At 60.6% G+C, this 18,340-nt stretch carries 18 protein-coding genes; 7 read left to right on the top strand and 11 right to left on the bottom strand.

Annotated features, from left to right (window positions below; translation table 11 throughout):
- Positions 1–15 precede the first annotated feature (15 nt).
- On the top strand, positions 16–969 hold the full coding sequence (locus tag NG895_RS03240) for a PEP-CTERM sorting domain-containing protein (RefSeq protein ID WP_252851015.1): 954 nt from the start codon (positions 16–18) through the stop codon (positions 967–969).
- A 209-nt stretch (positions 970–1,178) separates the two neighbouring features.
- Here the strand turns inward: NG895_RS03240 and NG895_RS03235 are convergent, their stop codons facing one another.
- The 3 genes from NG895_RS03235 to NG895_RS03225 form a co-directional block, all read right to left on the bottom strand.
- Entirely contained in the window at positions 1,179–2,357 is a 1,179-nt protein-coding gene (locus tag NG895_RS03235) for a type IV pilus twitching motility protein PilT (protein ID WP_252851014.1), read from the bottom strand.
- Positions 2,358–2,485: 128 nt separating this feature from the next.
- Positions 2,486–3,724: a hypothetical protein gene (locus NG895_RS03230; protein ID WP_252851013.1), complete on the bottom strand. Its 1,239-nt coding sequence runs from the start codon at positions 3,722–3,724 to the stop codon at positions 2,486–2,488.
- Positions 3,725–3,795: 71 nt separating this feature from the next.
- Complete coding sequence (locus tag NG895_RS03225; RefSeq protein ID WP_252851012.1) at positions 3,796–4,092, bottom strand: hypothetical protein; 297 nt, start codon at positions 4,090–4,092, stop codon at positions 3,796–3,798.
- Between the two features lie 686 nt (positions 4,093–4,778).
- Between NG895_RS03225 and NG895_RS03220 the strand changes: the two genes are divergently transcribed.
- A complete protein-coding gene (locus NG895_RS03220; RefSeq protein WP_252851011.1) occupies positions 4,779–6,479 on the top strand; it encodes a S41 family peptidase in 1,701 nt (566 codons plus the stop codon).
- A gap of 150 nt (positions 6,480–6,629) precedes the next feature.
- Positions 6,630–7,385 (top strand): hypothetical protein, encoded by a 756-nt coding sequence (locus tag NG895_RS03215; protein WP_252851010.1) that lies wholly within the window; start codon positions 6,630–6,632, stop codon positions 7,383–7,385.
- 13 nt (positions 7,386–7,398) lie between these two features.
- Here NG895_RS03215 and hemP read toward each other — a convergent pair whose 3' ends face one another.
- Together hemP and NG895_RS03205 are read right to left on the bottom strand one after the other, a co-directional pair.
- Positions 7,399–7,557 carry a hemin uptake protein HemP gene (gene hemP, locus NG895_RS03210; protein ID WP_252851009.1) on the bottom strand — a complete coding sequence of 53 codons (159 nt, stop codon included), beginning with the start codon at positions 7,555–7,557 and terminating at the stop codon, positions 7,399–7,401.
- A complete protein-coding gene (locus NG895_RS03205) occupies positions 7,550–8,227 on the bottom strand; it encodes a tetratricopeptide repeat protein (RefSeq protein WP_252851008.1) in 678 nt (225 codons plus the stop codon). Before NG895_RS03205 ends, hemP begins: the two co-directional genes overlap by 8 nt.
- A gap of 393 nt (positions 8,228–8,620) precedes the next feature.
- Between NG895_RS03205 and NG895_RS03200 the strand changes: the two genes are divergently transcribed.
- The 4 genes from NG895_RS03200 (at position 8,621) to NG895_RS03185 (ending at position 13,237) form a co-directional block, all read left to right on the top strand.
- Complete coding sequence (locus NG895_RS03200; protein ID WP_252851007.1) at positions 8,621–9,370, top strand: PEP-CTERM sorting domain-containing protein; 750 nt, start codon at positions 8,621–8,623, stop codon at positions 9,368–9,370.
- A gap of 100 nt (positions 9,371–9,470) precedes the next feature.
- Positions 9,471–10,400: a DUF1559 domain-containing protein gene (locus tag NG895_RS03195; protein WP_252851006.1), complete on the top strand. Its 930-nt coding sequence runs from the start codon at positions 9,471–9,473 to the stop codon at positions 10,398–10,400.
- Between the two features lie 73 nt (positions 10,401–10,473).
- Positions 10,474–11,499 carry a hypothetical protein gene (locus NG895_RS03190; RefSeq protein WP_252851005.1) on the top strand — a complete coding sequence of 342 codons (1,026 nt, stop codon included), beginning with the start codon at positions 10,474–10,476 and terminating at the stop codon, positions 11,497–11,499.
- A 70-nt stretch (positions 11,500–11,569) separates the two neighbouring features.
- Entirely contained in the window at positions 11,570–13,237 is a 1,668-nt protein-coding gene (locus tag NG895_RS03185; RefSeq protein ID WP_252851004.1) for a Kelch repeat-containing protein, read from the top strand.
- Between the two features lie 21 nt (positions 13,238–13,258).
- On the opposite strand, the gene NG895_RS03180 is transcribed toward NG895_RS03185, so the two are convergent.
- The 6 genes from NG895_RS03180 to NG895_RS03155 all read right to left on the bottom strand — a co-directional run bounded on the left by NG895_RS03180 (position 13,259) and on the right by NG895_RS03155 (position 18,258).
- Entirely contained in the window at positions 13,259–13,648 is a 390-nt protein-coding gene (locus NG895_RS03180) for a hypothetical protein (protein ID WP_252851003.1), read from the bottom strand.
- A 142-nt stretch (positions 13,649–13,790) separates the two neighbouring features.
- Complete coding sequence (locus NG895_RS03175) at positions 13,791–15,239, bottom strand: NAD(P)(+) transhydrogenase (Re/Si-specific) subunit beta (RefSeq protein WP_252851002.1); 1,449 nt, start codon at positions 15,237–15,239, stop codon at positions 13,791–13,793.
- Between the two features lie 29 nt (positions 15,240–15,268).
- Entirely contained in the window at positions 15,269–15,541 is a 273-nt protein-coding gene (locus tag NG895_RS03170; RefSeq protein WP_252851001.1) for an NAD(P) transhydrogenase subunit alpha part 2, read from the bottom strand.
- Positions 15,542–15,580: 39 nt separating this feature from the next.
- Positions 15,581–16,738: a Re/Si-specific NAD(P)(+) transhydrogenase subunit alpha gene (locus NG895_RS03165; RefSeq protein ID WP_252851000.1), complete on the bottom strand. Its 1,158-nt coding sequence runs from the start codon at positions 16,736–16,738 to the stop codon at positions 15,581–15,583.
- A 170-nt stretch (positions 16,739–16,908) separates the two neighbouring features.
- Complete coding sequence (locus NG895_RS03160) at positions 16,909–17,337, bottom strand: hypothetical protein (RefSeq protein ID WP_252850999.1); 429 nt, start codon at positions 17,335–17,337, stop codon at positions 16,909–16,911.
- A gap of 126 nt (positions 17,338–17,463) precedes the next feature.
- Complete coding sequence (locus tag NG895_RS03155) at positions 17,464–18,258, bottom strand: IS5 family transposase (RefSeq protein ID WP_252850998.1); 795 nt, start codon at positions 18,256–18,258, stop codon at positions 17,464–17,466.
- Positions 18,259–18,340: the final 82 nt, after the last annotated feature.

Raw genomic sequence — 18,340 nt, 5'->3', positions numbered from 1 at the left:
TTTTGAGGTGCTCTAATGATTTCGACTACCAGAGTCGCGCTATTATGTGCGATTGCAGCCCTGATTCTGGGCGCGACTCAAACCACGCAGGCAGCGCTATTGGTCTACGAACCGTTTGACTACGAACCGGGAAGTGCGATCCTTGGACAAGGCGGAACGAACGGTGGATTCACCGGTGCCTGGCGCGAACATTCATCGGGCAGCGTTCCTGCTGGCTCTTTCATGACCGCAGCAGGCAGCCTGGCGCATCCGTCAGCTGCTCTGCCCACCCTGGGCAACTCGGCCATCCTAACCGGCGAGTTCGGCACGTTGCAGCCAGCTCGCGACTTTGCCGAGATCTCCGGTGCCGATGGCACGACGACCTGGATCAGCTACATCGGCCAGCGCCAAGGCGAGGCCCAGGATCCCGCCACCACTTCGCCCCCTAACATGTATCCGCGCGGTGTGAATGTAGGCGTGTTCGACTCCGATGAGTTGGCCCATCCTGGCCGTCCCGAACGGGTCGGCATTGGCAACTCGTCGAATGCCGATGAAAACGAATGGTCCATCATCCCCGAAGGGAGTGGCGGATCGCGTGAGGGTGCCGGCGCGGCGAACCCGTTCACCAATCTGGCCTGGGCCGTGGTGCGTATCGACCATATTGGCGACCACACGGTAGACGACAATATCTACATGTGGTTGAACCCGGATCCGAACGTCGAACCCGACGTTGGCTCGGCCGTTGCCACGATCATCGGTCCCAACGAAGGCGACCCGGATATCAGCTTCGACTACTCCGGTATCGACTTCACCCGGCCGTTTGTTGGCAATGCGAGCAGCGACCGTCCGTTTGGTGTCTTGATCATGGATGAGCTCCGCATCGGGACGACCTACGCCGACATGAGCGGCACACAGGCCATACCCGAGCCGAGCACTTTGGTCCTGCTGACGTTGGCAGGATTGGGCCTCGTTACGCGGCGGCGAAGTTAGGTAGGGTAGCTGGCTTCGCTGGCGTCATAACCGCGAGGCATGCCAGGTGGTACTTGTCGGCGATCGAGTTAAACTCACAGGCGCGAGTTGCGCGATCGCCGGCAGGTCCTCCTAGTGCTGCAAGTCGCCCGAGGTGAAACCGTTCATCTCGGCTGCTTACAAGCTAACGAGCTGGTCGTGGCCGCGGTGCTGCTGGTCGCCGTGCCGTTCTACCCGCCGAAGTAGTGCACGCCCGACGTCTTGATGCCCATCAGCAGGCGTTGGAACATCTCCTTGTTGGGCGCGGCGTGCAGGGCGACTTCCCGGTCGATCATCCCTTTGTTGCACAGGTCGACCAGGCACTCGGCATATCCCAACATGCCCTCTTCGCCGCTGCGAATCACGTCGCCCAGCTCATCCTCTTCGCCTTCGGAGATCAGCTTGCGAACGATCGGCGTCGAAATGAGTATCTCGACGGCCGGCACTCGTTCGATGCCCTCGGCGCACGATGGCAACAGCATCTGGGAGATGACCGCTTTCAGGCTGAGCACCAGCGACTGGCGGATCATGGGCTGTTCGTCCAGCGGAAACATGTTGATCAGCCGCGATATCGATTGGGCCGCATTCGAGGCGTGCACCGTGGTGAACACCAGGTGTCCCGTGTCGGCCGCCTGTAGCGCCGCGCGAAAGGTCTCGGCGTCGCGCATCTCGCCAATCAGCACCACGTCGGGGTCTTCCCGCAATAGCGCCCGCAGCGCCAGGTCGAAGCTTGGTACGTTGATGCCAACCTCGCGTTGATCGACCAGCGAATCCTTACACTCGTACAGAAACTCGATAGGGTCTTCGATGGTGACGATGTGATCATGCCGGGTGCGGTTGATGCGTTCCAGCAGCGCGGCGATGGTGCTGCTCTTGCCACTGCCAGTGGTTCCCGCCACCAGCACCAGGCCCCGCGTCATGTCTGCCGTCCGCGCGATGATCGGCGGCAGATTCAACTGATCGAACGAGGGAATCTCCCGCGGCACGAGCCGCGCCGCGAGCGACAAGCCGGTTTCTTGCTGGTACACGTTGACGCGAAACCGAGCCTCGCCCCCGAGATCGTAGGCCATATCGACCGATCCTTCGCGCAACAGCGTTTGCCGTTCTTCGTCGCTCAACAGGCTGAGCACGCGGGCCTCGAACTCTTCGCTGGGGGCAGCCTCCTGGTCAACTTTGCGCAAGCGACCGCCGATGCGGAGTCGCGGCGATTGGCCCGCCTTGAGGTGCAGGTCGGACGCCCCCGTCTTGATCACACCGCGGAGAAACGCGTCGATCTCTTCCGACCCACGGCGGGGCCGCGTTTGCTCGAAAGTCTGATCAACGCCGGCAACTTCTCCTCCAGACGGGACCGCAGCATTGTTGGCAGGCATCATCCACTCATGAAATCTTGGAGGAGGAGAGTTGATCATGGAGAACGGACCACGATCGCTTCTTTGCGATTGTGGTCCGTTCCAGCGGTTGTTTCAAGTCAGCAGGCGCACCCGCGCGGATGACCTTTCTACCGTAGTTCGAGAATCAGGTACAACTGAGGCTTCTCTTGATTGGCGCTCTCCCCGTCGCCGCGGTCCCCGAATTCGCCGATGGTTGGTGCGTAGGTCATCCCACCCACCAAGTAGGGCTCGCCCAGCGGCATCCGCAACGTGGTGGCGAACTGCTGGGTTTCGATGGCGATCCGGTCGACCGACGGTGCTACGCCATCGGCCGGCGGACTCACCACCGCTGCTCCCGTTCGCTGGCCTGGCACGGTAATCGTCGACTTCAGATCGACCGTCACCTCTTCGTCGCCCACGACCAGCGTCGGACGAATCTCGAGCAACGCTCCAAAGTTCGAGGTGCCGACGATGGGTTGATAGCCGACAGAATTGCCTGTCCCGAAACCGCCTTGATCCGATACCAGCGATATCACGGAGCCCTGCCGTCCAGCGAGTCGAGGTTGTTGCGTCCAGTCGCCCTCGACGCTGCCGACCACCGGGATGTACGACTGCACCATGTTGCGCCGCGTTCCACTGACCAGGTAAACCTTCTGGCCACTGAAGCATTTGGTGATGCCACGAATGGTGGTTGGCTGGCGAGTGAGAAACTCGAGCGTCTTGCGATCGATTTTTCCCTCGTCGCCCGACAGCAGCTTGTCCAGGTCGTCGGACATCAATAGCAGCCACCGCGCGTCGACTCGCAAGGTTTGACGTTTTCCGGAGCCCGAACGAAGTGCATCCAGCAGTCCCGCGATCATTTGGTGCACCTGTGGCGTTTGGCTAACGACAATCGACTTGCCAATTGCGGTGATCTGGGCATCCCCGCCACGATCGCTCCAACTGTCGGGCGCGATCGTGGTGACAATACCATCGATCAGGCCGCCGAGCGTCACGTTCATTCCATTGTCGGTGGAAGCTTCCATACCACCGCCACCTCCCATGTATCCCCCTCTGCCACCGCCGAACCCCCCGCCACCGCCGCCCATGCCACCGCCATACTGCGCGAACTGAATGCGAGCGCCGGTGGGACGATGGGCTGTAGTGAAACCACCTTCGCTCGAGCTCGCCGCTTGCGGGCCGCCTCGGTTCGTTTGGGTGACTGCTTCGCGATAAGCATGGTCGTGCACGTTCATGACCAGATCGCCCACGTCGTAGGTCCGCAGCACCAGTTGATCGTCGGCCTCTCCGGCCGGTTGCTGCGCCTGAGCAGCTCCGAAAACCATCAGGCCAAGGGCCAACAACGATCCAATAGTTACACAACGCATCGTAATGCCTCCTAAAACTCTGCAGTGATGGATAGGAAAACTCTTCGCATCGATTGCCATTGGCACGCTGGTCATTGCACCTCGCGCGACCATTGCAGCCGCGCGTTGTTCAACTGGCCGAGCAACCGCGGGCTGTGCGTCGCCCGGAACAGGAAGTCGTCGGCGGCGTCGCACCGGCAACTAAACAACGCAAACCAGGCCTCCTTCGAGCGAGAGGGCCGCTCTTCAATGCGGGCGATCAATGCCTGGGTCAGGGCCCTGGTCGTGCTGAGGGCTGGTGCGTTGTCGGCGGTGGGCAGTGGGCAGAAGGCGGTGAGTAGGTGAGGCCGCTTGATCTGCGAACTGGCCGCGGGGGGCACTTCGCTCATTTGCGGAGCAAATGGCCACCATCAGAGTTTTGGGCCACGTGTGGTTAACCGATGTACCAAAACTCGCTCGGTCTTCGAACTGGGCAAAGTTATAAACGCTTATCAAGAAAGGAGTTACGAATCCCCCAGGCCGCGGAGTTTTGGGCCAATTGGGACCATGGATCTAAATGGGGGAAGTTGGCCCAAAACAAGTTGGCCCAAAAAACGGGCCTCACCGGAGGGTTTGCCAGCGGCGCGAACCTTGGTGGACAGTTGGGCGTATTACTAGACACAGCCACGGAGCGGCGATCTTTTCAGCTCCGGCGGCGATCGAGGGCCGGCGATAGTGACGTCGCCGGCCGTTCTGGCACGACGCCTTTTCATGAGCGGTCTTGTCGACAGGTTCGGTGGAATCCGGACAATCGACAAGGACGGCAGGCTCCGGCGAGGTGGCACGGGACCACTAATCAGCCACCAAGCAAGTGCAATAAGGCGCTTGTACGGATCGTGCGGCACACTGCATTGAATAGCTGTGAATTTTGTGGTGTCAGTTTTTTTGACCACCCCCAAATCGTGGCCTATATTCGCTTGTGCCCCCGACTAGTGGCCTTGCTGCTTTCGGTTCGGCAACCTGCCCCGCTCGGTTTGAAGTCGCTGGTTCAGCCAGGCTGCAAACCATTCGCGATACATAGACGGAACGAAACAGAATGCGTCATTCGCAACCCAGCGCGATACTCCGACTCCTTGCCGCGGTAGCCGTAGGCGTTACAGCCCTTACGGCCGGCACCGTGGCACGAGCCCAGGGCGACGCCGTCGCCATTAGCGGCGAGGCAATGCCTCAGGTTATCACGAAGCTCCTGAGCCAAGGTCGGGAGCTGGAAGGTCAGCACCGCTGGGGCGACGCCCTGGCGCTATACGAAGAAGCCGTTCGCAAGCATCCGGACGACCGTCAACTGGCTGAGCGATTCGACATCGCCCGCCTGCACTACGGGGTGGAGCGTCGGTACGTCGATCACAGCTTCCTGGATGCCGTCTCGACATTGGAAGTAACACAAGCCGACGAACTGTACGGCGAGCTGATGGCGAGGATCGAGTCGCACTACGTCGACGCGCCGCCATGGAGTGTGCTGGCCAAGCGTGGCGTGCAATCGGTGGATGTTGCCCTCACCAAGACCAACTTCCTGCGTCACAACGGCATCAAGGCCGATTCTGCGACGGTACTGCAAACCCGGCGGGCCATCTACGCACCGCTTCGCAATCGTCAGGTCACTTCGCGGGAAGCGGCCGTGGCCGTCGAGCAACAAGTCGCCCAGATTGCTTCGCAGCAGCTTGGTCTGAGTCGTACGGCCGTGGCTTTGGAATTCACTGCCTCGGCGGCTGGCAGCCTGGACCATTACTCGGCATTCTTGTCGGGCGACCAACTGCGTGAGATCTACTCGCAGATCGAAGGCAACTTTGTCGGCCTGGGCGTGGAGCTGAAAGCTTCGCCTGAGGGTGGGTTGGAGATCGTGAGCGTGATTCCCAACAGCCCTGCCGAGCGAGCCAACATTCAGGCGGGCGACGTGATCACCATGATCGACAACAAGAACATCACCACCATGAGCACCGACGAAGCCGCCGGCATGCTCACTGGCGAAGAGGGCAGCTTCGTCCGCGTGCATGTGGTACCGTCGAAGACCAACGGTCTGGCACGACCAGCGTTCGACGTGGATGTGCGTCGCGAGCATGTGGATGTACCGAGCCTGGAAGGCGTGGAGATTGTCGACGCCTCGTACGGCGTGGCTTACGCCCGGGTGCCGGTGTTCCAGAAAACCACGAGCCGCGACTTGGAGCAGGCCCTGTGGGATCTGCACGCCAAGGGGATGCGGACGCTGGTACTCGACCTGCGCGGCAACCCTGGTGGATTGCTGACCTCGAGTGTGGAACTGGCCGACAAGTTTGTCGCCCAGGGACGCATTGTCTCGACCCGCGGCCGCAGTGCTGGCGAGGACTTCGACTACCGAGCCCACCGGGCCGGCACCTGGCGGGTTCCGCTGGTGGTGCTGATCGACGATCAAAGTGCCAGTGCCAGTGAGATCTTTGCCGCGGCCATCCGCGACAACCGCCGCGGCACGGTGGTTGGCGAACGAAGCTTCGGCAAGGGTTCGGTGCAGGGTATCTTCCCGCTCGGCTACGGTGGTGCTGGCATCCGCCTGACCACGGCCAAGTTCTTCTCTCCCAACGGACAGCCCATCAGCCAGGTCGGAGTGCAGCCCGATATCGTCGTACGACGGGCCAACGGCTTGCCGGAGGGAGGCCACATGGCGGCCTATCGGGGCACCGATCAGGACACCGCCCTGTCGAAAGCCCTGGAAATCGCCCGCAGCCAAGTGGTCCAGAGCACGACGTCCGATAGCTCGCACCGCTAGATCTAGCGGATTAGGCCCGCTCGAGGGTACCTGGGTGGCACGTTGACGGCGCGGGCAAATCGCCTGATACTGATGGTTTCTCGCGGGGCCACAACTAGCGGATTGTCTGTTCGCCCCCACCTCCAGCCCTCAGCCGAAAAGCTGCTTGCTATGCCAGCCGAAGACGACAACGACCTGTACGATGGCGACTACGAATTCGTCGACGATGACGACGACGAGTACGAAGACGGCGAAGAGTACGAATATGAGTACGAAGAGGAAGATGAGTACGAAGAGGAAGACGAGCCTGAGGCTGAAGTAGCCGAGGAGCCCGAGGAAGAAGAAGTCGCCGAGAAGAAGCCGAAGTCGCGGGCGAAGAAAGCACCGGCCAAGAAGGCTCCCGCCAAAAAGGCTCCTGCCAAGAACGCGTCGAAGGCCAAGGCCGAAACCAAAAAGGCCGAAACGAAGAAGGCCAAGACGACCAAAGCCAAGGCTGCCAAAGAGGAGTCCGAGGAGAAAGAACCGGCCGAGTCGAGCAAGAAGAAAGCCCCGGCCAAGAAGTCCACGAAGGGCAACGCCAAGAAGCAGAAGGAAATCTTCGACGACGAGCCCGAAGAGAAGCTCGCAGAAGCCGTCGAGGAGACCAAACCTGCCGACGAGCCGGCGGAAGCTCAATCCGACGCTCCCGCAGCCGAGGGCAGGGGCGAGGGTGAGGGCGCCGACGAGTATGGTCGCACCGAGCCGGTATCCAACTATGTGGTGCACGTGTACGAGTTCAAGGACTTCAAGCGGACCATCGACCGGAAGTTCACGCCCGAAGACGCGGATGCCTTTGCCACGGAGTACAACCGTTGCAGCAAGAACTATGGCCGCTTCGCCGTCCCTGGCAAGGCCGACGTAAAGCCGGGTGAAGAGCTGGCTCCATAGGCAATTCTGCGGTTTATTTCTGCAGAATCAGCTTGTCGTTCTTGGTTACTAGCAACCGATAGCACTGCCCTGCGTGCTCGATGACGATCTCGCGTGCACCTTGCAGGAGCGCGGCAGACTCGATGTGCCGTGGCGGTGGCTCCGGTGCGTTGGTCTGGGGTGCATCAGTCATGGTGAGCATCTCCTTGCTGGGCGGCCGACTGGGGAACGAACGAAGCAAGCTGCGCGGCAAACACCCCCGCCCGCGGCGAGTCGCCGTAGGCCATGGCCAGTTCCAGTAGTCGCCGCAAGCAGCCCTTGCAGCAAATGCCTTCCAGCGCCGCGACGGGCAGTTGGCGCAGTTCGTTATAGGCCTCGTCGCAGCGGCGCTGCTCGATCAGTTGAACGATGAGCGCCGCCCGGTAGCGCTCGACCGACGGTGCCAGATAGACGGCCCGCCTGAGCAACGGTACCACCGACTCGGCCGGCTGCCCCAGGTGCAGCGACGAGCGGCTCAGCAGGTACAACTGCAGGTCGTCGTCGGGCGAGAAGTGCAGCACCCATCGGCAAAGCCTCGCCACTTCGGCCCACATCCCCAGCCGTCCCAGGCCATGCTGCACGAGGGGCAGCATCTCATCGACGGCCGAGCACGATTCGGCCAGCGCCAGGTACACATCGCCGGCTAACTCTTTCCGCCCCAGGTGCCGCAGGCCCTCGGCCATCACCAATCGCGCAGCGGGCATCAGCGGGACCAGCATCTGCGCCCGCTCCACGTCGTGTAGCGCCTCGGCAAGCCGGCCATCGTGGTACAGCAGCAGGGCCCTGATCTGCCAAAGGTGTCCCTCGTCCGGCGATCGTGCCAACTCGACCTCCAGGACATCGATCGCACCCCGAGTGAATCCCCGCCGGTGCATATCGAGGGCCCTGCCACAGGCAGATTTTCTTGGGCACGATTTTTCGCACGAGAATATGAGTTTTTTTAGCGTCTCCATGGGGAAGAGCCTTGTTTTGTAGGGTTTTTCTTGAAACACACGCCCGTTGACACCTGGCGAGAGGTCGCTATCTTATTGCTATTGAGACGCAGTCGCAATACCTAGCCAGCCACGTGAATCGGATTTCGCTCGCCAGCGACCGCACCCCTTGGTCCCCCGTCCGCGAGAGTTCGCTCTGCCTCGCGGATCCCGCCTCGGAGGGATGCCTAAGAAATTGATGCTGTGATGAACCCCTCTTGGCAGAGCATTTTTTGGAGAAGTGTAATGAGTCGCGTTTTTGTTACTGGCCTGGGATTGTTGATGACCGTGGTACTGGCCCCCGCTGCTCTGTCCGACACCGACACGAGCCCCTACTGGTTTGCCGATCTTGGTACCCCGTCCACTGGCCAGTTCGAGTGGGATGAGTTTGCTGCCACGATGTCGCAGCCCACGCCTTTCGCTGGCCCCATCGTGCCGGATGTCGCCGAGTTCGGCACCGGTTCCGCAACGCTTTCGGCCAGCGACTTCGTTCCGGGCACCGGCCCTGGTCCAACGGTTCCGCTGTTTGCGAGCACCGATAACATTTACACCGCTGACTCGGTGGTGAATTTCGACCTCAGCTTGACTGGCTTGTCGACGGCCGAGGCCTTTTCGACGGTCGTGCTGCAAATTGGCGTGCAAGGCGGAGTCGACCCAACGTCCGTGCTGCTCGACGGTGTTGCACCTACCAAGTTGATCTATCGCGGCACCTCGGCCGGAGTGTTGCACGACATCGACGATGGCAACGCGGCGGCCGCGACCAGTTATGTGTGGGCCGAATGGCAGGTGGCCGCCGAAGCTGGCTACCTGGTTGAGTTCGCCAATGCCGGACCCCACACGAGTTTCGCCCAATTCCGCGTGGACTACGTGAATTCGGCCAGCGCGTACGACGCCGTTACCCCCAGCCAGGTGCCCGAGCCTTCGACGCTCGCCATGGTTGGCCTGGCCGGCCTGGGGCTGATGGTCGCCTGTCGTCAACGGCGGGTGGCTGGCTAGTTCCGAATGGTGATTCAGATCCCCGGCCGCCACTAGCTGGCGACCGGGGCTGAGTACCAACGATGTTTCGCTTCAGCACTATCAGGATGGTTGGTAGCACATGGACTCCCCCCAACGCTTCAAAAGCACTGCGGCCGTTGGTCGCCCGCCTGCCAGCAGGGCTCGTGGGTTCACGTTGGTCGAACTGCTGGTTGTGATCGCCATTATCGGCATTCTGGTCGCGTTGTTGTTGCCCGCGGTGCAAGCCGCGCGTGAGGCGGCCCGGCGCTGTTCGTGTTCGAATCATTTGAAGCAAATCGGTCTGGCAGTATTGCTTTACGAAGATACGTTCAACGGCCTACCCGCTGCGTGGCAACTATCGGATGGCGATAGCGAAGGGTCGGGAGACCGCTTTCAGGAAAGCGCGCTGGTCAGGCTGCTGCCCTACTTGGAACAAGCTAACCAGTTCACTCACTACAACCCCGAAGTAAACGTATTTCACCCCGACAACGATGGCGTGATCAGCACCGCCATCCCGGTATATCTATGTCCTTCGATGGTGCTGCCCGCGGGAGGCAACTCCACCGCCGCTCACGGCAGTTACGTTGCCTGCACTGGCACCACACGGCCCGACTTGTACATCGATGTGCGAACGCACAAGTGCTTGCACAACGGGGCGATTATCGCCCAGCTGAAAAACGAGAAGCTGTTGCCGCTGCGGACGATTATCGATGGCACCAGCCATACCTTTGCGATTGGCGAGTTTGACTACTTCGATGGTCAGAGCGACTCGGGGCCGAACTGGGCGGGCGGTTACGTGGTTGGCGCGTTTGGTGCTACCCATGGCGAGTTCAATCCCAGGTTGCCGCCGGACGATTACGGGCAGTTCGCCAATACGCACACGGCGTTTCGTAGCGATCATCCGGGCGGCGCTCAGTTTCTGATGGTCGACGGTTCAGTGCACTTCGTCACGGAGTCCATTACCAAGGAAGTTTACGACGCGTCGGCCACACGCGAGGGTGGCGAGCTCGTGAGTTTGAGCTCGTTGTAAACGGGACTGTCAGCACCTCCGTTTGTTCGCACAGCAATCCACTTTCAACCTTCGTAAGAAAGTTGCCTTAGATATGAGCAAGCACATGATCGTCCTTGCCGCCTGTATGATTCCGTCGCTCTGCGTTTCTGCCGACGAGGGGTTTACCTCCAGCCTGCAAGTGACTTCGGGCTTCGAGGAGCCAAGTGGTTGGAGTGTGGGCGATGCGGGGTCGACCCATCAGGTTTGGGATTACAAGACAGGCTCTGCCGATAACCTTCCCGACCGTGGCTACGATGTCGCGGGGGCGACGCTCACCGAGCCCACTCACAGTGTGCTATCGCCTGGCTTCCAGAGCGGCACCTACAACTTCTACTCGTTTGCCGGCGACTATAGTGCGGCGGCCGACATCTACAATCATGGTGGGGCTGCCGAAGGCCTCGGCACTCATGTGATGGTGCAGATAGGCTCGTCGCAGAATCCCGACGAAGATTCTCTCCCAGGGCATGGCACCGGAGTCTATCTGGAGTCGCTGCAAATTGTCGACCTGTCCGACTCGCCCCTCACCGGGGGAGCGAGCGACGACGCCTTACAGGTGGCCGAACTGAGCTACGAAGATGCCGTGCTGACGAGTTTTGGCGAGGCGCAGTATCAGGAGTTGGTCTTCGAATTCTGGTTGCCAGAGTACACGGGCGACTTTCGCATTAACTGGAACCAGAAAGTCCATTCCACCGTCGATACGCTGCGTGTCGACACCATGATCGCCGAGCAGACTGCTAGCGGTGGCTCGCCGTTCTTCGAAACGGTGGAGTATCCACCGGGCGACTACGATCAAAGCGGTACCGTCGACATCGATGACTACACGTTTTGGAAATCGCAATTTGGCACTGACAATGTCGCGGCCGACGGCAACCTGGATGGTGTGGTGGACCTGGCCGACTTCGCCGTTTGGCGGAACAATTTGGGGGCCAGTTTGCTTCCTGCAGGTGCTCAGACTGGTATACTGGCCGTCCCTGAACCCACGGGAAGTCAGTTGGTCGGCACGCTGGTAACGACGGCCGTTTTCTTCGCCTGGGTGAACTGGTTCGTCCGCCCCGTCCGCGCACAAAAGAGCAAATAATGAGGGGCCACCGTCCGTGCGACTGGTCCCATTTCGACGACTCCAATTTTTCACTCAAAGCGAGATAAGTATGCTGTTCAAATCGACCGTGCTATTGTCCTGCCTGGCTGGCCTGATGGCCATGGCCAGCGTTTCCCACGCCCACTTCCCCTGGCTTTCCTCCGACGATGAGGGGCGCGTGCTATTGTTCTTCAACGAGTCGCCGCACGAGATGGATTACCGCATGCCCGAAGTGGTTGGTAAAGCGAAGGTGATGTTGAAGGGTAAGACCGACGAACTGAAGCAGGTCGAACTCGAGGCCGAAGAGACGAAAGAATTTGTCGGCCGCAAGAGCGAGCCGGATGCCGTATCGACTGGCGTGCTGACCACCACCTGCGTCTACGGCAACTATCACGGCACATTGCTTTCGTACTATGTGAAGCACTACGCCGGCAACGTGAAGCAAGCGGCCGAGCTCGAAGGCGACAAGGCGGTCGATGGCTTTGCGATCGACGCCCGCCCTTCGCTCGTCGACAAAGGCATTGCCATAACCGTTACCCGCGACGGCAAGCCCGTGTCCGATGCCAATGTGACGGTAACCACGTCCGATGGCGAACAAGCCGACAAGCAGTCTGGCAAGGATGGAGTAGCGAAGTTCTATAACCTGGCCAAAGGCAAGCTGGGCTTCACCGTTGGGGTGACCGACAAGGAAGAAGGGGAGCTGAACGGTGAGAAGTACACCAGCGCATCGCACTATCTGACGATGACCGTCGATACTTCGGTGCCGCCCAAGGAAGAGACCCCGGCGGACAAGGAGAAGGCCGCCAGTAACGAGCCGCCCGTTCCCTCGGCCCTGAAGCCGTTGCCCGAGGCCGTGACGAGCTTCGGCGCCGCGGTCGCTGGCGATCACGTGTATGTCTACAGCGGACATACCGGTCGGGCTCATGCCCACTCCAAGGAGCACTACTCGCAGCGTTTCGTCCGTATGCCGCTGGCCGGTGGCGAGTGGCAGGAACTGCCGATGCAGGACCCCGTGCAGGGGCTCGCATTGGTGCCTTACGACGGCAAAGTCTACCGCGTGGGCGGTGTGTTCTCGCATAACTCCAAGGACGAAGACGCGGACATGCACTCGGTCGACAAGGTGGCCATGTTCGATCCCGCCACCAACCAGTGGAGCGATTTACCTTCTCTTCCCCAGGCCCGCAGCTCGCACGACGCCGTGGTGATCGATGGAGTGTTGTACGTCGCCGGTGGATGGGACTTGCAAGGTACGCCCGATGGGGTGTGGAGCGAGACTGCCTTGAAGTTGAACCTCGAGCATCCTGAAGAAGGTTGGCAAGAGTTGCCCCAACCGCCGTTCGTGCGGCGGGCACTGGCGACTTCGTTTGTCGACAACACCTTGGTCGTCATCGGTGGCATTGACGAATTCGGCGACATCTCCCGGCAAGTCGACGCCCTGGATCTCGCTTCGGGCGAGTGGCGCACTCTGCCCGAGCTGCCCGGCGATGGCATGCAGGGCTTTGGTGTCTCGGCCTGGAATCACAAAGGCAAGCTGTACGTCAGCGGCAGTTCGGGCATCGTCTATGCATTGTCGGACGATCTCGATGGCTGGCAGGAAGTGGCTCGCCATGCTGACCCGCGGTTCTTCCACCGTCTGTTGCCCGCTGGCGACGACCGCCTGCTGATGATCGGCGGCGCTTCGCTGACGCGGCGCGGCCATGTGGCCGACAGCGAGTGGGTAGAGCTGAACGAGGAGTAAGCGGGAAGCGAATGCTATCGCTTACTGAGCGGCTTGGATCTGCCGAACCCCAATTTGCAGGCTGAGAATCACCAGCCACAGGCTGGCGCCCAGGTCGGTGAGCCGGAACCAGGGTGGGGCAATGGGCATCCACAGCGTGGCCTGGTGCACCAGTGCGCCGAAGAACAGGCCGTAAAGCAACAGGTAGACGATCAGGTTGGCGCTCATGACCAACAGCCGCATTTGCGGTGGTACGCGATCGCGTACGGCCAGCGTCGACCCCAGCATCAGTGTTGCCACGCCTACCATCACGGGCACCATGGTGGCAAACTGTGCGACCGTCACCAGGGTGAGCCCCCCCACGAGTAGCCACCCCACGGTGTTGGGGGGCAGTTGTTCGAGAAATGTGGGTAGGGAATCGTTGCGGTTCATAACTCCCATGCTGATTGGACGAACATCAGGCGTAAAGCAGTTTGCCTGACAGAAAGTGCGAAATCGCCGACCGGGTTATGCCGGTCGTGCGGCGACGGCAAAGCCTCCGGGGGCACCAGCAGCTGGTCTGCACCTCGATTGCTCAGTTTTCGTTGACCGCCGCCACCAAGTCGACCATCGCTTTTTTGCCATCGCCAAAGAGCATCAGGCAGTTGTCGGCGGCAAACAGGGGATTGGGAATGCCCGCAAAACCGGGCGAAAGGCTCCGCTTGATGACCACCACGGTGCGGGCTTTGTCGACTTCCAGGATTGGCATTCCAGCGATGGGGCTGGTCGGGTCGGTATTGGCCACGGGATTCACCACATCGTTCGCGCCCAGCACGATTGCCACATCCACCTGCGAGAACTCAGGATTCATCTCTTCCATGGTCTTGAGTTTGTCGTAGGGCACGTCGGCCTCGGCCAGCAGCACGTTCATGTGTCCCGGCATGCGACCAGCTACGGGGTGAATGGCGTATTCGACAGTGGCACCACGGTTCTCCAGTTCGTCGGCGAGTTCTCGAACCGTGTGTTGGCATTGGGCGACCGCCATGCCGTAGCCGGGCACGATGACCACATGCTGGGCGCCGTCGAGCAGCATGGCGACTTCTTCGGGGCTGGTGGCTTTGATCTTGCCCTCGTAGACTTCGTCGGCCGAAGGACCTTCGGCCGATGGTTCGAGCTTGCCGAACACCACGTTAGCCAACGAGCGATTCATCGCTTTGCACATGATGTTGGTCAGGATCAACCCGCTGGCACCCACCAGCGAGCCGGCGATAATCAGGACGTTGTTTTGAATCAAGAAACCGGCCGCCGCGGCCGCCAGGCCCGAATAGCTATTCAGCAGCGAAATGACCACCGGCATGTCGGCGCCGCCAATGGGCTGAACCAGCGTGATGCCTAAGACGGCGGCCACCCCCACCAGCACCCAGAACGCCCACGCATAGCCGGCCACCATCAGTCCCAGTAGCACCAGAGACGAAACGGCCAGCACACCGCTGACGAATTGCATGCCTGCGGGTGGTTTGCGATCGACCAGGCGGATGCCCTGCAGCTTGCCGGCCGCGATCAGTGAACCCGTAAGTGTCACAGCACCGATCAAGCCAGCCGCACCCGCGGCCAGCAGGGCGAAGTTGGGAGCAACTGGCTGCACCTTGTCCGCGACCTTTTCGACGACCGTAACAAGGCTCTCGCGTTGGGCGATGTCTGCTCCCGCCACCAGTAGCGAGGCCGCGCCGCCAAAGCCATTGAACAGCGCCACCAGTTGTGGCATCTCGGTCATCTGCACTCGCACGGCCAGCACCCAGCCGATGGCCGCGCCAATAGCCATGGCGCCGCCCGCTAATCCGACCGGTAGCAGTCCGAGTCTCACGACGGTGACCAGCACGGCGATCAGCATCCCCACGGCGCCCAGCAGGTTGCCGCGGACCGCCGTGCGGGGATGCGTCATGCCCTTGATGCCCAGGATGAACAGCACCGCGGACAGCAGGTAGCCGGCATCGGCGAGTTTGGGACTGGCGAGGTAGGTCGTGATGTCGGCGGAGGCTATCAAGAGAGGTTCTTTATCGAGTTGGTGGTGGTTTACTTCTTCTTGAACATGGCCAGCATGCGGTGGGTGACAAAGAACCCACCCACGACGTTAATCATCGCCAGTACGATAGCCACGAAGCCGAGCGTGGGCGCCAGCCAAGCCACCTGGAAGTCGGCCTGCATGGCCAGGATAGCCCCGATCAGCGTGATGCCACTGATTGCGTTCGAGCCACTCATCAGCGGAGTGTGGAGCGTGGGCGGAACCTTGGTGATGATTTCGAAACCCACGAAAATGGCGAGTACGAATATGGTGAACGTTGTCATGACTCGGCGTCCAGGTTGGGGACGGGGAGGAGGCTGTAATTAGTTGGCGGTTTCGAGCAGTTGTTGCACGCGGGTATTGGTAATTTCGCCCCCGCGAGTTACGAGCGTATCGCGAATTACTTCATCCTCGGTATCGATCGTCAGTTCGCCGTCCTTGATGAGCAGCGAAAAGAAGTTGATCAGGTTGGTGGAGTACATCTGGCTGGCACTCAGCGGCGCGGTGCTGGGAAGATTCGTGGGCCCGAGGATCTTCACGCCTTGGTGTTCGACGGTCTGGTCGGGCTGCGTCACCTCGCAGTTGCCACCCCGTTCGGCGGCCAAGTCGACAATGACACTTCCCGGCTGCATAGCGGAGACAGCCTTTTCGGTAATCAACAGCGGCGACCTGCGGCCCGGAATCGCGGCCGTGGTGATTACGACATCGCACTGGGCCACGACGCCGGCCAGTTGCTCGCGCTGTCGATCTTCTTGCTCGGCCGACAGTGCCTTGGCGTAGCCGCCCTTGTCTTCGGCGTCGTCGGTGGCCAGGTCCAACTGTACGGCCGTTGCCCCCACGCTTTCAATTTGCTCGCGAGCGGCGGGACGTACATCGTACGCCTGCACGATGGCTCCCAGTCGCCGAGCAGTGGCAATGGCCTGCAGCCCGGCAACGCCCGCACCAATTACCAGCACCTTGGCCGGCTTTTGCGTTCCCGCGGCGGTCATCAGCAGCGGAAACATCTTGGGCAATTCGTAAGCGGCCAACAGCACCGACTTGTAGCCGGCCACGGTTGCCATGCTCGAGAGCACGTCCATGCTCTGCGCGCGACTAATGCGGGGCAGCAGTTCCAGCGCAAACAGCGTGAGCTTCCGCGAGGCATACTCCGTAGCCGCCGCGGGACTCCCCAGGGGGTCGGCCATGCCGATTACCACGGCACCGGGCTTCAGATCGTCGAGATCAGTTGGCGATCCCGTGGGATTGGCTCCCAGGGTGCGGACTTGCAGTACCACATCCGCCGCCTGCAGCAGCGTTGCGCGATCGGCGACAATCTCCGCACCCGCCTCGCGGTAGGCTTCGTCGGTAAAGCCAGCGGCGATGCCGGCGTTGGCTTCCACCTGGCAGGAAACTTCCCGCTTCGCGAGCGCCGCAACTCCCGCCGGCACCAGCGCTACACGGCGTTCAGCAGCACTGGTCTCACGAGGGACGGCGACAATCATGAAAGCATCCAGCAATGAAGATAAGACGAGCTCAACGCGCGCATTCTAACCCATTTGCCGTCCGCTGTCCCTAGCAGTCGCCGCAGAAGGGATGCGACGCAGCTAACGGCGACTCTCGCGACTGGGTTGCGCCGAAGCTGGATAGTCCAGAAAGTCTATTAAACGCAGAGTTAGGGCGCCGGTTGTGCTGTTGTTTCTATCTCCCCTTTTTCCGCCGCCCTCTCCGTCGCAGAAGCGTGGAGGAATGCCCGCCACTTGGCAGCGTCGTCTCCGAAGTTTTGCCCAGTGTACTGACGGAGCGACCCAATGAAGGCGGCTACCGTCTCCTGTCGTTGTCGCTCGAGTGCTGCTTCGATTCGCGGAGTACTGCGATAGCCATCTTTCGGCACATAGTACTGCTGGACGTATTCGATCATTTCGGCAGTGCGAACCGCGTCCTGATGGGACTCGATGCCGCGATAATCCTCTTCCCAAGCCGCCAGTTCTCGAGTCACGCTCCGTTGATGAATTCCAACCAAGTACTGAGGTATCGCGAATATTGCCCACGCGAGCACACTTATCACCACCGGAATTAGCCAAATGATTTTACGCCGTCGCATGATCGATCCGAGTTGAGGTGAGCTCGGGAAAGGTACGATCGATGTATGATACACCCGTTGGCAAACGCTTCGTCACGAGTTCTTGCACTTCGGATGGCAAACCACCTAAGAACGTGTTTTAAAAATTCATTTTTCCGCCATGGCCAGCCGTTTGGACATGAGACTGATCATGGCGATGTAGGTGATCGCTTCGCTGGAGGCTTCGGTCTTTTCGTAGTCCTTGCTGTGGCGACGGTGACGTCCTAGCCAGGCGAAGGTGCGTTCGACAATCCATCGTTTCGGCAGCACGACGAACCCTTTGACGTCGACCGGACGAAGCACTGTGTGCAGCATCCAGCCGAAAGTCTCCTTAACCCACTCTGGCAATCCCGATCGACCATACGCAGAATCGCCGAAGATAACCTTGAGTCGCCGAAACTGCTCTCCCAGTTTGTCCATCACCCACTCTGCTCCCCACTGATCCTGCACGGCTGCGCTATGAACTACCACGGCCAGCACCAGTCCCAGCGTATCGACCGCCAGATGCCGCTTACGACCAGTGATTTTCTTGCCCGCGTCGTAGCCACGTTCTTCTCCTCCCTCGGCCGTTCGGATCGACTGGCTGTCGACAATAGCCGCTGTGGGAGTCGATTTCTTGCCAGCCGCTTTCCGCACCTTTTCCCGCAAGCGATCGTGAATTCGCTGCCAAGTGCCATCGTCTCGCCACCGCCGGAAAACTCCATAAACCGTGTTCCAATTCGGGAAGTCCTGGGGCAGCATTCTCCACTGGCAACCCGTGCGGACCAAATACAAAATCGCATTGACGATCCGCCGACGATCGATCGGCCGCCGCCCCAGTCTGGCGGGAGGTGGCAACAACTGCCGAACCGATTGCCATTGCTTGTTCGTCGAATCACTGGAATACTGACACTCCGTTTTCATGCTGCGGCTCCTTCCTTGAGGCTGCTAACCAAAAGAGGGAGCCGTAGCTGTTTTTTGCTATTCAGGCAATTTCAAAACACGT

This window comes from Aeoliella straminimaris, from assembly GCF_024054565.1.
GTDB classification, from domain to species: Bacteria; Planctomycetota; Planctomycetia; order Pirellulales; family Lacipirellulaceae; genus Aeoliella; species Aeoliella straminimaris.
The sequence above is the reverse complement of the archived record's forward strand: the minus strand, read 5'-3'. Positions and strand labels throughout refer to the sequence as shown.

What these genes read in the sequence shown, in the direction of transcription:
- NG895_RS03240 (WP_252851015.1), top strand. Translation starts at nt 16, where the DNA reads ATGATTTCGACTACCAGAGTCGCGCTATTATGTGCGATTGCAGCCCTG.
- NG895_RS03235 (WP_252851014.1), bottom strand. Translation starts at nt 2,357, where the DNA reads ATGCCTGCCAACAATGCTGCGGTCCCGTCTGGAGGAGAAGTTGCCGGC.
- NG895_RS03230 (WP_252851013.1), bottom strand. Translation starts at nt 3,724, where the DNA reads ATGCGTTGTGTAACTATTGGATCGTTGTTGGCCCTTGGCCTGATGGTT.
- NG895_RS03225 (WP_252851012.1), bottom strand. Translation starts at nt 4,092, where the DNA reads ATGAGCGAAGTGCCCCCCGCGGCCAGTTCGCAGATCAAGCGGCCTCAC.
- NG895_RS03220 (WP_252851011.1), top strand. Translation starts at nt 4,779, where the DNA reads ATGCGTCATTCGCAACCCAGCGCGATACTCCGACTCCTTGCCGCGGTA.
- NG895_RS03215 (WP_252851010.1), top strand. Translation starts at nt 6,630, where the DNA reads ATGCCAGCCGAAGACGACAACGACCTGTACGATGGCGACTACGAATTC.
- hemP (WP_252851009.1), bottom strand. Translation starts at nt 7,557, where the DNA reads ATGACTGATGCACCCCAGACCAACGCACCGGAGCCACCGCCACGGCAC.
- NG895_RS03200 (WP_252851007.1), top strand. Translation starts at nt 8,621, where the DNA reads ATGAGTCGCGTTTTTGTTACTGGCCTGGGATTGTTGATGACCGTGGTA.
- NG895_RS03195 (WP_252851006.1), top strand. Translation starts at nt 9,471, where the DNA reads ATGGACTCCCCCCAACGCTTCAAAAGCACTGCGGCCGTTGGTCGCCCG.
- NG895_RS03190 (WP_252851005.1), top strand. Translation starts at nt 10,474, where the DNA reads ATGAGCAAGCACATGATCGTCCTTGCCGCCTGTATGATTCCGTCGCTC.
- NG895_RS03185 (WP_252851004.1), top strand. Translation starts at nt 11,570, where the DNA reads ATGCTGTTCAAATCGACCGTGCTATTGTCCTGCCTGGCTGGCCTGATG.
- NG895_RS03180 (WP_252851003.1), bottom strand. Translation starts at nt 13,648, where the DNA reads ATGAACCGCAACGATTCCCTACCCACATTTCTCGAACAACTGCCCCCC.
- NG895_RS03170 (WP_252851001.1), bottom strand. Translation starts at nt 15,541, where the DNA reads ATGACAACGTTCACCATATTCGTACTCGCCATTTTCGTGGGTTTCGAA.
- NG895_RS03165 (WP_252851000.1), bottom strand. Translation starts at nt 16,738, where the DNA reads ATGATTGTCGCCGTCCCTCGTGAGACCAGTGCTGCTGAACGCCGTGTA.
- NG895_RS03160 (WP_252850999.1), bottom strand. Translation starts at nt 17,337, where the DNA reads ATGCGACGGCGTAAAATCATTTGGCTAATTCCGGTGGTGATAAGTGTG.
- NG895_RS03155 (WP_252850998.1), bottom strand. Translation starts at nt 18,258, where the DNA reads ATGAAAACGGAGTGTCAGTATTCCAGTGATTCGACGAACAAGCAATGG.